General features: G+C 72.2%; 13 protein-coding genes. 6 read left to right on the forward strand and 7 right to left on the reverse strand.

Annotation, left to right across the window (positions count from 1 at the left end; translation table 11 throughout):
- Positions 1-20: 20 nt before the first annotated feature.
- Both ABTY62_RS39445 and ABTY62_RS39450 read right to left on the reverse strand, forming a co-directional pair.
- The gene (locus tag ABTY62_RS39445) at positions 21-2,129 is read right to left on the reverse strand and encodes a WD40 repeat domain-containing serine/threonine protein kinase (protein ID WP_352134189.1); all 2,109 of its coding nucleotides are present in this window, start codon (positions 2,127-2,129) and stop codon (positions 21-23) included.
- A gap of 65 nt (positions 2,130-2,194) precedes the next feature.
- Positions 2,195-4,225 carry a WD40 repeat domain-containing serine/threonine protein kinase gene (locus tag ABTY62_RS39450; RefSeq protein WP_352134190.1) on the reverse strand — a complete coding sequence of 677 codons (2,031 nt, stop codon included), beginning with the start codon at positions 4,223-4,225 and terminating at the stop codon, positions 2,195-2,197.
- Positions 4,226-4,370: 145 nt separating this feature from the next.
- Between ABTY62_RS39450 and ABTY62_RS39455 the strand changes: the two genes are divergently transcribed.
- Together ABTY62_RS39455 and ABTY62_RS39460 are read left to right on the forward strand one after the other, a co-directional pair.
- Positions 4,371-4,961, forward strand: coding sequence for a TetR/AcrR family transcriptional regulator (locus tag ABTY62_RS39455; RefSeq protein WP_352134191.1), 591 nt, complete (start codon positions 4,371-4,373; stop codon positions 4,959-4,961).
- Positions 4,962-5,061: 100 nt separating this feature from the next.
- A complete protein-coding gene (locus ABTY62_RS39460) occupies positions 5,062-5,955 on the forward strand; it encodes a sigma-70 family RNA polymerase sigma factor (RefSeq protein WP_352134192.1) in 894 nt (297 codons plus the stop codon).
- A gap of 33 nt (positions 5,956-5,988) precedes the next feature.
- On the opposite strand, the gene ABTY62_RS39465 is transcribed toward ABTY62_RS39460, so the two are convergent.
- On the reverse strand, positions 5,989-6,714 hold the full coding sequence (locus tag ABTY62_RS39465) for an alpha/beta hydrolase (RefSeq protein ID WP_352134193.1): 726 nt from the start codon (positions 6,712-6,714) through the stop codon (positions 5,989-5,991).
- Between the two features lie 139 nt (positions 6,715-6,853).
- Here ABTY62_RS39465 and ABTY62_RS39470 point away from each other — a divergent pair, with 139 nt between their 5' ends.
- Together ABTY62_RS39470 and ABTY62_RS39475 are read left to right on the forward strand one after the other, a co-directional pair.
- Positions 6,854-7,672 (forward strand): helix-turn-helix domain-containing protein, encoded by an 819-nt coding sequence (locus tag ABTY62_RS39470; protein ID WP_352134194.1) that lies wholly within the window; start codon positions 6,854-6,856, stop codon positions 7,670-7,672.
- A gap of 108 nt (positions 7,673-7,780) precedes the next feature.
- On the forward strand, positions 7,781-8,578 hold the full coding sequence (locus ABTY62_RS39475; protein ID WP_352134195.1) for a sulfite exporter TauE/SafE family protein: 798 nt from the start codon (positions 7,781-7,783) through the stop codon (positions 8,576-8,578).
- Here ABTY62_RS39475 and ABTY62_RS39480 read toward each other — a convergent pair.
- Positions 8,505-9,086: a hypothetical protein gene (locus ABTY62_RS39480; RefSeq protein WP_352134196.1), complete on the reverse strand. Its 582-nt coding sequence runs from the start codon at positions 9,084-9,086 to the stop codon at positions 8,505-8,507. The genes ABTY62_RS39475 and ABTY62_RS39480 overlap by 74 nt on opposite strands.
- Positions 9,087-9,116: 30 nt before the next feature.
- Positions 9,117-9,899: a TetR/AcrR family transcriptional regulator gene (locus tag ABTY62_RS39485; RefSeq protein ID WP_352134197.1), complete on the reverse strand. Its 783-nt coding sequence runs from the start codon at positions 9,897-9,899 to the stop codon at positions 9,117-9,119.
- Positions 9,900-10,035: 136 nt separating this feature from the next.
- Here ABTY62_RS39485 and ABTY62_RS39490 point away from each other — a divergent pair, with 136 nt between their 5' ends.
- Positions 10,036-12,294 (forward strand): ATP-binding cassette domain-containing protein, encoded by a 2,259-nt coding sequence (locus ABTY62_RS39490; protein ID WP_352134210.1) that lies wholly within the window; start codon positions 10,036-10,038, stop codon positions 12,292-12,294.
- On the opposite strand, the gene ABTY62_RS39495 is transcribed toward ABTY62_RS39490, so the two are convergent.
- Entirely contained in the window at positions 12,264-12,755 is a 492-nt protein-coding gene (locus ABTY62_RS39495) for a GNAT family N-acetyltransferase (RefSeq protein ID WP_352134198.1), read from the reverse strand. The two genes, ABTY62_RS39490 and ABTY62_RS39495, sit on opposite strands and share 31 nt — an antisense overlap.
- A gap of 32 nt (positions 12,756-12,787) precedes the next feature.
- A complete protein-coding gene (locus tag ABTY62_RS39500; protein WP_352134199.1) occupies positions 12,788-13,867 on the reverse strand; it encodes a LacI family DNA-binding transcriptional regulator in 1,080 nt (359 codons plus the stop codon).
- A gap of 47 nt (positions 13,868-13,914) precedes the next feature.
- On the opposite strand from ABTY62_RS39500, the gene ABTY62_RS39505 reads away from it, so the two are divergent.
- On the forward strand, positions 13,915-14,055 hold the full coding sequence (locus ABTY62_RS39505) for a hypothetical protein (protein WP_352134200.1): 141 nt from the start codon (positions 13,915-13,917) through the stop codon (positions 14,053-14,055).
- Positions 14,056-14,057: the final 2 nt, after the last annotated feature.

A 14,057-nucleotide genomic window follows, 5' to 3' on the forward strand; every position in this document is an offset into this window, starting at 1 on the left:
CGTAGGGCCGGAGCAGGGGCTCAGGGGACCGCGAAGAGGCGGACGGTGTCCTTCGCGCCGGGGCTGCTGCCGCTGCCTAGGCCCGCCGCGAGGGTCTTGCCGTCCGGGCTGAACGCCACCGCCTCGAGGGAGTTGGGGCAGGTGAAGGTGGCCGTCGACTTCCCCGTGGCCGTGTCCCACAGCCGGGCGGTCTCGTCCCGGCCGGCGCTGGCCAGGATGCGTCCGCTCGGGTGGAACGCGAGCGCGTTGACCCAGTCCTTGTGGCCCTTGAGGGTGACGACGTCCTGACGGGTGGCGGCGTTCCACAGCCGTATGGTCCCGTCCAGCTGCGCGATGGCCAGGAGCTGGTTGTCCGGGCTGAACACCGCGATCCGGTGGCCGGTGTACTCGTCGATGGTCATCAGGGCCCGGCGGGACGGCATCTCCCACAGCTTCAGGGGGAACGCGCTGACCAGGAGCTTGCCGTCCGGGCTGAAGGCCAGCGGCCCGCCGTACTGGCCCTCGATGATGTCGAGTTGCCGGCCGGAGGCCAGGTCCCACACATACAGGCCCTCGGAGAGGCTCGCGACCAGGGTCTCGCCGTCCGGGCTGAGGGCCAGGGAGTGGACGAAGCCCTCCTGGGCCTTGCCGGTCGGGGGGCCGTCGAAGGTCTTCACCATGCGGCCGGAGGTCACATCCCACGAGATGACCTTGTTCTTCTCCGCCCTCACCAGAAGCTTGAAGTCCGGGGTGAACAGGGCGGGCTGGAGGTACGGGGGGATGCCGACGCGCGTGCTGGTACCGCGCTTGGCGGGTACGTCCCAGCGCCAGATGCCGCCGTCGTCACCGGAGGCGAGCAGCGTCTTGGCGTCCGCGCCGAAGGTGAGGGCCTGGACGCCCGACGGGCCCTCGAGGACCACGCCGTCCGCGCCGGAACCCGACGGGGATCCGGAGCCGGACGTGGAGGTGCCGGAGTCGCCGGAGGTGCCGGAGTCGCCCCCCTCTCGCAGGTAGAGCGGGACCCCGATGGCCGCGGCCACGGCCGCCCCCGCCAGTCCGGCGATGAGGAGCCCGCGTCGGGTCACCCCGTCCGTGCCCGCGCCGGGCGCGGCCGGGGCCGGCCACTCGGGTGCGTGCGCGGGCGGCTTCGCGGGCGGCTGCGGGATGGCCGGCGGCGCGGGCCGTGACTGCCCCGGGCAGGCGATGAGCAGCGTCTGCTCCGGGGGAGTGCCGGTCCGTGTCCCCTCCGGGGCGGCCACGCGCAGCGTCTGCTCCTCGGTGGCCGGGAGCGGCGGCCGCTCCGGTACGGCGGGCGGCCGGACCGTTGTAGCGGAGCGGCCGCCGGACGTGGGCAGGCCCGCGAACCGGGCCGGGAGGTCGGCGACGGACGGGCGCTCGGCGGGGTCCTTGGCCAGGCACGCGGTCAGCAGGGCATGGAGTTCGCCGTCGAGGCCGTCGAGCACGGGCGGCTGGTCCAGGATCCGCTGGACGACCTCCACCAGGTCCGGCGCGTCGAACGGGCTGTGGCCGGTGGCGGCGAAGGCCAGGACCGAGCCGAGGGCGAAGACGTCGCTGGCCGGCCCGGCCCGGTCGGCGCGGATCTGTTCCGGCGACATGTAGGCGTAGGTCCCGATGACCGTGCCGGTCTCCGTGAGCGAGCTGGCGTCCACGGCGCGGGCGATGCCGAAGTCGATGATGCGCGGGCCGTCGTCGGCGAGGATGACGTTGCCGGGCTTCAGGTCCCGGTGGACCAGGTCGCATGTGTGGATGGCGGCCAGCCCCTCGGCCAGCCCCGCGCCCAGGCGCATTACGGCGTCGGCTTCGAGCGGGCCCCGCCCGGTGACCACCTGGTGCAGCGTGGGGCCTGGGACGAACGCCGTGACCAGCCAGGGGGATTCGGCCTGGGGGTCGGCGTCGACGACCTGCGGCGTGTGAAAGCCGCCGACGCGCCGGGCCGCCTCCACCTCGCGGGAGAAGCGTGCCCGGAACTGCGGGGTGGCCGCCAGCTCCGGCCGGATGACCTTCACCGCGACCTTGCGGCCGCCGGGCGACGTACCGAGGAAGACCTGCCCCATGCCGCCCGCGCCCAGCCGGCCGTCCAGCCGATAGGGACCGACCCACTGCGGGTCGTCGGGCTTCAACGCGTCCATGGGTACCGTCCGTTGAGGAGTGAAGAGGGCGAAGGGGGCAGGCGGAGGTCCGTGGGAGACACCGTCTACGGGAGCTTCCATAGCTGGATCGAGGTGTCGGACTCCTCCGACACGGCGCTCAGGTTGAGCCCGGCCGCCAGCGTCGTGCCGTCCGGGCTGAACGCCAGCGCCGAGACCGAGGTGGTGTAGTCGGACTTCGGCATGACGCCGGTCAGGGTGGTGGCGACACGCTTCGCGGACACGTCCCAGAGGCTGATGGTCTTGCCGATGGTGTCGCTCGCCTTGGGCTCGATGTTGCCGCCTGCGCCCGCGACCACCGCTTTCCCTGCCGGACGGTACGCCGCCGCGACGATGTACGGGTGACGGTCGGTGAGCGTCGCGGTGAGGCGTCCGGTGTCCACGTCCCACAGCCGGATGCCGGGACCGGCGGCGACGAGGGTCTTCCCGTCCGGGCTGAACGTCACCCAGGAGTAGTTTTTCTTCCGGTCGGCGGTGAAGGTCCTGATGAGGCGGCCGGTGTCGGCGGACCAGAGCCGTACGGGGCCTCTGCCGGTGTCGGCGGCCACGCTGGCCACGGTCTTGCCGGCCGGGCTGAACGCGAGCCCCTGGATGCTCCCGGTGTGCCCGTCGAGGGTGGCGGTGGGGCGGCCGGTGGCTGTCTTCACGAGTTGCAGCCGGTGGTTGTCGCGGCCGACGGCGAGGGTCGTGCCGTCCGGGCTGATCGCCAGGCTGGTGACACCGTCGAACTGGCCGGTGTACGAGGCGAGGACGCCCATCGGCGCGCCGGTGCGCACGTCCCAGCGGCGCAGGGTCTGGTCGAGGCCGCCGGTGAACAGCGTCTGGCCGTCCGGGCCGTAGACCAGGGTCAGGACGGTCGAGGTGTGGCCCTGGTACGTGGTGATGGTGCGGCCGGAGGTGATGTCCCACAGCCGTACCGTGTTGTCCATGCCGCCGCTGGCCAGGGTCCGGCCGTCCGGGCTGAAGGCGAGGCATTCGACCTGGCTGGTGTGGCCGGCCAGCCGCGCCACCGGCTCGGTGGGGTCCTTGGCGGTGTCGTTGGTGGTGTCCTTGGCGGAGGCGGGGGTCGCGCCGCGGCCGCCCTTCGGCTCGGCCGCGGGCCCGGAGTCCGGCCAGAGCAGGAACGCGGGGACGGCGACCGCGGCCGTGGCGGCGGCCGCGACCCCGCCGACCAGCAGGGTGCGTCGCGTACGTGGTTCGGTGGCGGTGGCGGTGGCGGTGGCGGTGGCGGTGGCGGCGGCGGTGGCGGTGGAGGGATGCGCGGCCGGTCCGGTGACCGAGAGCCGGTGCAGGACGTCGGCGGCGGAAGGGCGCCCGGCGGGGTCCTTGGCCAGACAGACGCTGACCAGGGAATGCAGGCCGCCGCCCGCGGCGAGACCGTCCAGCCGGGGCGGTTCGCTGGTGACGCGGTGGATGATCCCCGGGACGGTCGACGCGTCGAACGGGCTGTGGCCGGTGGCCGCGAAGACCAGGACGGAGCCGAGGGCGAACACGTCGCTGGCGGGCGAGACCGGGGTGGAACGCACCTGCTCGGCCGACATGTAGGCGTAGGTCCCGATGATGGCGCCCTTGCGGGTCAGCGGTCCGGCCTCGGAGGTGTGGGCGATGCCGAAGTCGATGATGCGCGGGCCGTCGTCGGCGAGGATGACGTTGCCGGGCTTCAAGTCCCGGTGGATCAGGCCGCAGTTGTGGATGGCGGCCAGGCCCTCGGCGAGTCCCGCGCCGAGGCGCAGGACGGCGTCGGGGGCGAGCGGGCCGTTCTCGGTGACGACCTGTTGAAGCGTGGGGCCCGGAATGAACTCGGTGACCAGCCAGGGGGATTCGGCCCCGGGGTCGGCGTCGACGACCTGTGCGGTGTGAAAGCCGCCCACGAGCCGCGCGGCATCCACCTCGCGGGCGAACCGTTCCCGGAACCGCGGGGTGGCCGCCAGCTCCGGCCGGATCAGCTTCACCGCGACGTTCCGGCCGGCCGGCGACGTACCGAGGAAGACCTGCCCCATGCCGCCCGCGCCCAGCCGGCCGTCCAGCCGATAGGAGCCGACGCGCTGGGGGTCCGAGGGGCCTAGTGGCTCCGCCATGCGCTACTCGAATCTGCCAGGACGGATGGGGCGTTCACGCCCGGTATTGAACCATGCCGCCGAGTGGCTGTCGGGCCACCGCTCTGGCATCATGGGCAAACGGAACTATGTTCCGGTAAGGAAGGGTGGAGGAGGGAGCGGCCCGGTGGGCTACAGCGGCGATAGCGCGGGGCGCGCGGCCCGGTCCAAGCGGGCGGACGCCCGGCGCAACGAGGAGACGCTGCTCGACGCGGCCGCCGCGGTCTTTGTCGCGTCAGGCGTGGAAGCGCCGGTGCGCGACATCGCGGCCAAGGCCGGTGTCGGGATGGGCACCATCTACCGCCACTTCCCGACCCGGGCGGATCTCATCGTCGCCGTCTACCGGCACCAGGTCGAGGCCTGCGCCGAGGCCGGTCCGGCCCTGCTGGCCAGCAGCGAGACGCCGCACGCCGCGCTGGCGCGCTGGATCGACCTCTTCGTCGATTTCCTGGTCACCAAGCACGGGCTCGCCGCCGTGCTCCAGTCCGACAACACCGGCTTCGAGACGCTGCACTCCTACTTCCTCGACCGCCTCCTGCCCGTGTGCACCCAGCTGCTCGACGCGGCGGCCGCCGCCGGCGAGATCGGTTCGGACGTGGAGGCGTACCAGCTCATGCGCGGCGTCGGAAACCTCTGCATCGGCGCCGAACACGATCCCCGCTACGACGCACGTCGACTCGTCGGGCTGCTCATCGCGGGACTGCGCCGACGGGACTGAACTGTCGGGCGGGCGACTGAGTGACGCGGGGCCGGTAGCGTCCGTCACTGCACTGACCGTACCGACTGCACTGCCGGACCGGACCGCGAGGATGTGACGGGTGAGCGAGAAGGAACTTCTGGCCCAGCGATTCGAGGAGCACCGCTCCCATCTGCGCGCGGTGGCGTACCGCATGCTGGGCTCGCTCAACGAAGCGGACGACGCCGTCCAGGAGACCTGGCTGAAGCTGAGCCGCTCCGACGTCTCCGAGGTGCGGAACCTGGGCGGCTGGCTGACCACCGTGGCGGGCCGGGTGTGCCTGGACATGCTGCGCTCCCGCGGTTCGCGCCGTGAGGAGCCGCTGGAGGACCAGGACGGGGTGATCCGGCTGCCCGACCCGGTCGTCAGCGGCCCGGGCGGCGTGGACCCCGAGCAGGAGATGCTGGTCGCCGACTCGGTGGGCATCGCCCTCATGATCGTGCTACAGACCCTCGCGCCCGCCGAGCGGCTCGCGTTCGTCCTGCACGATCTGTTCTCCGTGCCCTTCGACGAGATCGCCCCCGTCCTGGGCCGCACCCCGGCCTCCACCCGGCAGCTCGCCAGCCGCGCCCGCCGCCGGGTGGAGGGGGCCGCGCCCGCGGCCGACACCGATCTCGCCCGCAGGCGCGAGGTCGTGGACGCCTTTCTCACCGCCTCGCGCGGCGGTGACTTCGACGCGCTCCTCGCCGTCCTCGACCCCGATGTCGTGGCCCGCTCCGACGGCGGCACGCTGCGGCCCAGCCTGCTGCGGCGCGGCGCGGCGGATGTGGCCTCGCAGGCGATCACCTTCGCGCGGTTCGCGGAGGCCGGGCACGCGGTGCTGGTCAACGGCTCGCCCGGGGTGGTCGCGATCGCGGAGGGCCGCGTGGTGTCGGTCATGGCATTCACGATCCGGGGCGGCAGGATCACGGCCCTCGACATCCTCACCGACCCCGAGCGCCTCGCGCGCATCGACGTCGGCGCGCTGGGCGCCTGATTCGCCCCGGGGCGCGTCCGGCGGTGGCGTGGGTCAGCCGAGCCGGAGCAGCAGTTCGGTGAGGTCGGCCGGCGTGGTGATCATGCAGTCGTGGCCGGTCGCCAGCTCCCATACCCGCGCCGGGGTGCCGTTGGGCTGTATCGCGGGGACGGGCCGCCGGGTGACGCCTTCCGGCTTGCCGACGACGCAGTGGATGTGCGTGCGCGGGATGGTGCTGACGGCCGGGTTGTCCAGCCGGACCGGCTGCTGGAGGCAGCGCACCGGCTGATCCGACAGCATGGTGCGCAGCCACGCGACGTCCGCCGGGTCGGTGACCCCGAACAGCCCTGTGGGCGGCGGCAGCTCGGGGAGCGGCGGGATTCGCCAGCCGCTGTCGGACTTGAGGGCGCGGTCGATCTGGGCCTGGGCGACGGAGAGGACATCGACCGCGGTCTCGCCGTCCTCCGGGACCATCGCGTCGAGGTAGACCAGGTGCGCGATGCGGTCCGGGATCCGGTTGGCCGCGGACGAGATGACCAGTCCGGCGTAGCTGTGGCCCACGAGTATCACCTCGGTGAGGTCTTGCTCGGTGATCAGGGTGACGACGTCCTCGACGTGCGTGTCGAGCCCTACCTCGGGGCTCAGCAGATGCACTGTGTCGCCGTAGCCGGTCAGCGTCGGCGCGGCCACCCGGTGTCCGGCCGAGGCCAGCAGCGGGACCACCCGCTCCCAGCACTGTCCGCTGTGCCAGGCGCCGTGCACCAGCAGATACGTGGACATGGTTTCGCTCCTCGCTGTCGCTTGTGGGGCTTGTCGCCCGACCACGCTGCCGACCGGGCTCCGGCCGAGCCAGGGCCCCCGCGATCCTGGGTGTGACGGGACCAGGCACACGCGCACCGGTGCGCATTACGGTGGCGAGATGACCGACGAACCGAACCTGTTGGGCGATTACGTACGCGCCCGCCGTGAGCTCGTCACTCCTGAACAGGTCGGCATCCCCGTGGTGGGCGTACGGCGCGTGCCGGGCCTGCGCCGGGAGGAAGTCGCGATGCTGGCCGGTATCAGCGCCGACTACTACCTGCGTCTGGAACAGGGCCGCGACCGCAACCCCTCCGCGCAGGTCCTGGAGTCCCTCGCGCGCGCACTTCGGCTCGACGACGACGGGGCGGCGTACCTGCTGCGCGTTGGCGCCGACAGACCCCGGCGGCACCGGCGCCCGCGCCGGAAGGAGACCGTCCCTCCGGGCGTCGCCAAGCTCGTGGCCACGCTCCCGCTGCCCGCGTTCGTCGAGGGCCGCTACTTCGATGTGCTCGCCGCCAACGCCCTGGCGGCCGCCGTGTCACCGCGCCTCACGGTGGGAGGCAACCGCCTGCGGGACGCGTTTCTCGACCCGGCCGAGCGGGCCCTCTACCCGGACTGGGAGAACGCCGTCGTGGGCATGGTCGCCGGGCTCCGCGAGTCCGTCGGGACCGACACGGACGACCCCCGCTTCATCGAGCTCGTCGGTGAGCTCTCCCTCGCCAGCCCCCGCTTCAGCCGGCTGTGGGCCCGCCACGACGTGGTGGTGTGCGAAGGCGAGACCAAGCGCATCGACCACCCCCAGGTCGGTCTTCTGCGGCTGAACCGGGAGCGGCTGGGCATCGGCGGTACGGCGGGCCAGAGCCTCATCGTCTTCCACCCGGACCCCGGCACCGACAGCGCCGACAAGCTGGCGCTCCTCGCCTCCGCGACCGTGTGACGGCGGGCCGCCGGGCCGCGAGCCGCTGGTTCGGGGCGGGGCCGTCCCGGGCTTTCGCACGGGTGGCTGACGGCGCTGAACAGCGGGGGCTTAGCATAAGCCCCTGGCATGGACACCATTACTCTCTGGGAATTCGTCGCGCTCGCCGGGGCGGCGACGCTGGTCGGCTTCTCGAAAACCTCCGTCAGCGGCGCCAACACCATCAGTCTCGCGATCTTCGCGGCCGTACTGCCGGCCCGTGAGTCGACCGGGATTCTGCTTCCCCTGCTCATCATCGGCGACCTGTTCGCCGTGTACACGTATCGGCGTCACGCCGACTGGGCCACGCTGGTGCGGCTGTTTCCCGCGGTGGCCGTCGGGGTGGTGGCGGGCACGGTGTTCATGCTGTGGGCCGACGACGCCGCGGTGCGCGTCTCGATCGGGGTGATTCTGCTGGTCATGGCCGCGGTCACGCTCTGGCGCCGACGTGCGGCGAGCCGGGCGGCGGAGGAGAAGGCGGCCGGGGAGAAGAAAGAGGCGACAGAAGAAGGTCAGGCCCAGGGGCAGAGCGGCGCGCGGCTCAAGGCCGGGTCGTACGGGGTGCTCGGCGGCTTCACCACGATGGTGGCCAACGCGGGCGGCCCCGTCATGTCGATGTATCTGCTCTCGGCGGGCTTCCGGAAGCTCGGTTTCCTGGGGACCTCGGCGTGGTTCTTCCTGATCGTCAACGTCGCCAAGGTGCCCTTCAGCGTCGGCCTCGGCCTGATCGACGGACGCTCGCTGCTGCTGGACGCGGGCCTGGCCCTGTGCGTCATACCCGGGGCGTTCCTCGGAAAGGCGATCGCGGACCGGATCAACCAGCTGCTCTTCGAGCGGCTGGTGATCGCGGCCACCGTGGTGGGCGGCGCCCAGCTGCTGCTGCGCTGAGGCAGAGTGTCACGCGCGCCGTCCGTGCCGCCCGCGCCGCTCGCGCGGTGGCGCGCAGGGACGCCTCGTACTGCCGCCGGGCGAAGACGAACGGGCCGAGGCCCGTGAGGTCCCAGTCGTCGCGGCGGACGTTGCGGAAGTCCGACCACCGCACGACCGCGTCCTCCACCTCGACCCGGGCCACCAGCGCCCAGCACTCGTCCACGCCGCACGGGCAGGTCAGCAGCAGCGTCTCGTCGTCCCGCCACACGTCGGTGGCCCCGTCGACGGGCTCGCCCAGCAGATGGCGGCTGGGCCAGGCGCGGCCGTCGGCCCGGGGCAACGCATAGGCGCCGGCCAGCAGCGGGACGGGGTCGGGGGCGAAGTCCGCCGCGCTTTCGCGCTGTTCCTCGACCGCGTACGGAAGCTCCGCCTCGCGTACGAGGTCGAGCAGGCCGGTGCCGTCCACGACGATGTCGATGACATGGAAGCGGTGGGGTCGCCGCAGACGGAACTCGATGGTGTGCATCGCGGCCATGCTACGTCCGGCGGGCCCGCCTCAAGCGCCGCCGCCGCGTGACTCGATGAGCGTGGCGAGGCCGTCCAGCGTCCGCTCCAGGCCGAAGCGGAAGCTGTGTTCGGGGCTGTACGCGGCCTCGTGGGCCTCGCCCGCGGCGTTGCCGACCCGGGCCGCGAGGGGATAGCGCTCGGCGTTGAAGACCCTGGCCAGGAGGGGTGCGTTGGCTTCCCACCACTGTGCGTCGGACATCGCGCTGTCCCGGTGGGCCGCCTGGGCGTCCAACTCGGCGCGGACCGCGGAGTGGACGAACTGGAGCAGGAAGGTCAGCGCCGCGTCCATCTCGATGTCGGTCAGGCCCAGGCCCTCGAAGGCGGCCAGCTCGTGCTCGTACTTGGCCATCACCCCGGGGCCGAGCGGCGGGCGGGTGGTGGGCAGGGACGCCACCCAGGGATGGCGGCGGCACAGCTCCAGGTTCTCCCGCGCGACGGCCCCGACCCTGGCGCGCCAGGGGTCGGCCGGGCGCTCGGCGCGCTCCATCTCCAGGTAGGCGGAGTCCAGCATGAGGTCCAGCAGCTCGGCCTTGCCCGGGACATACGTATAGAGGGTCATCGGCGTGACGCCGAGGCGCTGGGCCACAGCGCGCATGGTCAGGGCCTCCAGGCCACCGGAGTCGGCGAGCTCGATGGCGGCCCGGACGACCGCGTCGACGCTGAGCACCTGCTTGGGGCCGCGGCGGGGTGGCGCGTCCGCGGTCGCGGGCTCGCGCCACAGCAGTGCCAGGGTGCGGGCCGGGTCGCCCGCGCCGCTGCGTTCCTTGGCCATGTTTACCGTTCCTCTCCCGGCCATGCTCCCCCGCTGTACTCTGTACGCCGTACAGAGTACAGCGTACGTAGATCCTGTTCCAGGAGGAGAAGCCGTGAACACCACGTCCGGACCCCGCCCGGCCGACAGCCACCATATGATCCAGGTCCGCGGAGCCCGAGCGAACAACCTCAAGGATGTCTCCCTGGACATCCCCAAGCGCAGGCTCACGGTCTTCACCGGAGTGTCGGGGTCCGGGAAGTCCTCGCTGGTCTTCGGCACCATCGCCGCCGAGTCGCAGCGCCTCATCAACGAGACGTACGCGGCCTTCATCCAGTCGTTCATGCCGAACCTGAACCGCCCCGACGTGGACGGGCTGCACAATCTGAGCGCCGCGATCGTCGTCGACCAGGAGCGGATCGGGGCCAACTCGCGCTCCACCGTGGGCACCGCCACCGACGCGTACACCATGCTGCGGATCGTCTTCAGCAGGCTCGGCACCCCGCACATCGGAACGTCCTCCGCCTTCAGCTTCAACACCCCCGACGGCATGTGTCCCACCTGCGAGGGGCTCGGCCAGGCATCGAAGATCGACGTCGATCAGCTGGTGGACCGCGAACTCTCGCTGAACGAAGGGGCCATCACCGTCCCGAGCTTCGGCGTGAACTCCTGGTACTGGCAGGTCATGGCCCAGTCCGGCTTCCACGACCCGGACAAGAAGCTCAAGGACTTCACCGAGGAGGAGTGGGCGGACTTCCTCCACAAGGAGTCCACCAAGATCAAGGTCGGCTCCATCAACGTCACCTACGAGGGCCTCGTCCCCAAGATCCAGCGGCTCTATCTCTCCAAGGACCGCGAGTCGATGCAGGCCCACATCCGCGCCTTCGTGGACCGGGCCGTCGTCTTCGCCGACTGCTCGGACTGCGGCGGCACCAGGCTGAGCGCCGCCGCGCTGTCCTCGACCGTCGACGGCGTCAACATCGCCCAGTGCTCGTCCATGCAGATCAGCGACCTCGCCGAGTTCATACGGTCCATCGAAGACGCCTCGGTGGCCCCGCTGCTGGGCAATCTGCGGCATCTGCTGGAGTCCCTGGTCGAGATCGGGCTCGGCTATCTGAGCCTCGACCGCTCCTCCGCCACCCTCTCCGGCGGCGAGGCGCAGCGGGTCAAGATGGTGCGCCACCTCGGCTCCAGCCTGACCGATGTGACCTATGTCTTCGACGAGCCGACCATCGGCCTGCACCCCCACGACATCCAACGGATGAACGACCTGCTGCTGCGGCTGCGCGACAAGGGCAACACGGTGCTGGTCGTCGAGCACAAGCCCGAGGTGATCGCCATCGCCGACCATGTCGTGGACCTCGGACCCGGGGCGGGCACGGGCGGTGGCGAGATCTGCTTCAGCGGGGACCTGGCCGGGCTGCGCGCCTCCGACACCCTCACCGGACGCCACCTGGAACACCGGGCGCGGCTGCGCGAGACGGTGCGCACACCCCGCGGGCGGCTGTCCATCGAGGGCGCGGACCGGCACAACCTGAAGAGCGTCGACGTGGACATCCCGACCGGCGTGCTGACCGTGGTCACCGGCGTGGCCGGCTCGGGCAAGAGCTCACTGATCCACGGCTATCTGGCCGGGCGGGACGGGGTCGTGGTGGCCGACCAGTCGCCCATCCGTGGATCGCGCCGCTCCAACCCGGCCACGTACACCGGGCTGCTGGGCCCCATCCGCACCGCCTTCGCCAAGGCCAACGGCGTCAAGGCCGCGCTGTTCAGCGCCAACTCGGAGGGCGCCTGCCCCAACTGCAACGGCATCGGGCTGATCTACACCGACCTGGCGATGATGGCCGGGGTGGCCTCGGTGTGCGAGGAGTGCGAGGGCAAGCGGTTCACGCCCGAGGTGCTCACCTACACGCTGCGCGGCAAGAACATCAGCGAGGTGCTGGCCATGTCGGTGGCGGAGGCACACGAGTTCTTCCCCTCGGGGCAGGCACACGCCGTCCTCGGGCGGCTGGTGGACGTCGGGCTGGGCTATCTGCGGCTCGGCCAGCCCCTGAACACCCTCTCCGGCGGCGAGCGCCAGCGGATCAAGCTGGCCATCCACATGGCCGAGAAGTCCTCGACGTACATCCTCGACGAGCCGACCACCGGGCTGCACCTGGCGGACGTCGACAAGCTGCTGGCCCTGCTGGACCGCCTCGTCGACGACGGCAACACGGTCGTGGTCATCGAACACCACCAGGCCGTGATGGCCCACGCCGACTGGCTCGTCGACCTCGGCCCGGGCGGCGGCCACGACGGCGGGCAGGTGGTGTTCACCGGCACCCCCGCCGACCTGGTGGCCGGCGCGGACACGCTGACCGCCCGCCATCTACGGGAGTACGTGGGTCAGCGCGGGGCGGTGAGCCCGAGCCGATAGCCGACCCCGGGGCGCCCGTTGATCTCGATGTCCTCCACGGCCGTGAACCCGCTGCGGCGGAGCACGGCCGTGGAGGCGAGGTTGTCGCGGGTGGTGATCGCCCTGAGGGCCGTGAGCCCGTACGACTCGACGGCCAGCCGGCAGACCTCCGCCACCGCGGCCGTCGCGACCCCGCGCCCCGCGGCCCGCTCGGCCACGCGATAGCCGAGCTCGGCGACACCCTCCTCGACGTCCACCAGATTCACCCGGCCGACCAGCTCTCCCGCCTCGTCCAGGACCACATGGAAGTGACACACGCCGGCGTCCTGCTCGGCGAGCCGAAGACGGTGGTAGGAGGCGAACTCCGCGAAATACGCGTCGCCACGGTCCGAGATGGACCGTGTGAAGTACTCCCTGTTCTCCCGCTCGAAAGCCAGCAGGGCCGGGGCGTGATCCTCCCGGAGCCGTTCCAACCTCACCATGTTCCGGAGCATACGGGGCCAGGGGCCGACGGTCAGCTCACTTTCTCGGCGGCGGCGGCGGGGGCGGGAGCGGGGCCGGTGCTGCGGCGGACGACCAGCTCGGTGGGGATGTCCACCCGGACCCCGGGCTCGGGCGCGTGATGGAGCTGGTCCAGCATCAGGGCCAGGCAGCGGCGGCCGACCTCGGCGAAGTCCGTACGGACGGTGGTCAGCGGCGGCAGCAGATGCGCGGCCTCGGGGATATCGTCGTAGCCGACCACGCTGACGTCCTCCGGCACCCGGCGCCCGGCCTCGTGCAGGGCGCGCAGCACGCCCACCGCCATCTGGTCGTTGGACACGAACACGGCGGTGACCTCCGGGCGCCCGGCCACCCGGCGGCCCAGCTCATAGCCGGAGTCCGCGCTCCAGTCGCCGAACAGCGGCTCGGGCGCGACGGCCCCCGCGTCCTTCAGGGCCGCCCGCCAGCCGTCGAGGCGGGCCTCCGCCGCGATCCAGCCGACCGGGCCCGCGATATGCCAGACGGTGCGGTGGCCGAGGCGCAGCAGGTGTTCGGTGGCCTGACGGGCCCCGGACGCCGAGTCCCCGGCGACCACCGGGACCCGCTCCCCGAAGCTCTTGTCCAGAGTGACCAGCGGAATGTCATGGCCCGACTCGACCAGGGCCTGGCTCACCGAGCGCTGCGGCGCGATGGCGATCACGCCGTCCGCGCCCTCGCCGAGCAGCCGGTCCAGCGCGCCCGCCACGGACGTCCGGTCAGCGGCGGTCAGCGCGATCGTGCTGACCAGGTAGCCGGCCGACTGGGCCGCCTCGTTGATGCCCGCCAGGATGGCGGCCGGGCCGAAGCGGGTCGCGTCGAAGGAGATCACGCCGAGCATCCGGCTGCGCCCGCTGGCCAGCGTGCGGGCGCTGGCGGTGGGGCGGTAGTCCAGCTCCGCCATCGCGGCCCGCACCCGCTCGCGGGTCTCCTGCCGCACGCTGGGGTGGTCGTTGAGTACCCGCGAGACGGTCTGGCCGGACACGCCGGCGAGCCGGGCGACATCCGCCATCACGACCCGCGAGCCGGCCGTGGCCCGGCGTCGCCGTGTCCGGGCGGGCTCCGCGGGCTCCGCCATACCGGGCCTTCCTTCCTGTCCGCTGCGTCTGCCGTACACCCTAGGGGGTGGCCGATGGGTCATTCCCCTCCCCGCCCCTTCCCTCAACTGGGGCTGCGTTCGCGCTGGCGGCCTGCCAGGACGACGCGACCGCCAACGACGCGGCGCCGTCCGCCATCACGGTCGACGCCGTCGGCGGGGGCAAGTAGCG

Origin of the sequence: Streptomyces sp. NPDC097640 (assembly GCF_040302705.1) — a bacterium.
Classification (GTDB): domain Bacteria; phylum Actinomycetota; class Actinomycetes; order Streptomycetales; family Streptomycetaceae; genus Streptomyces.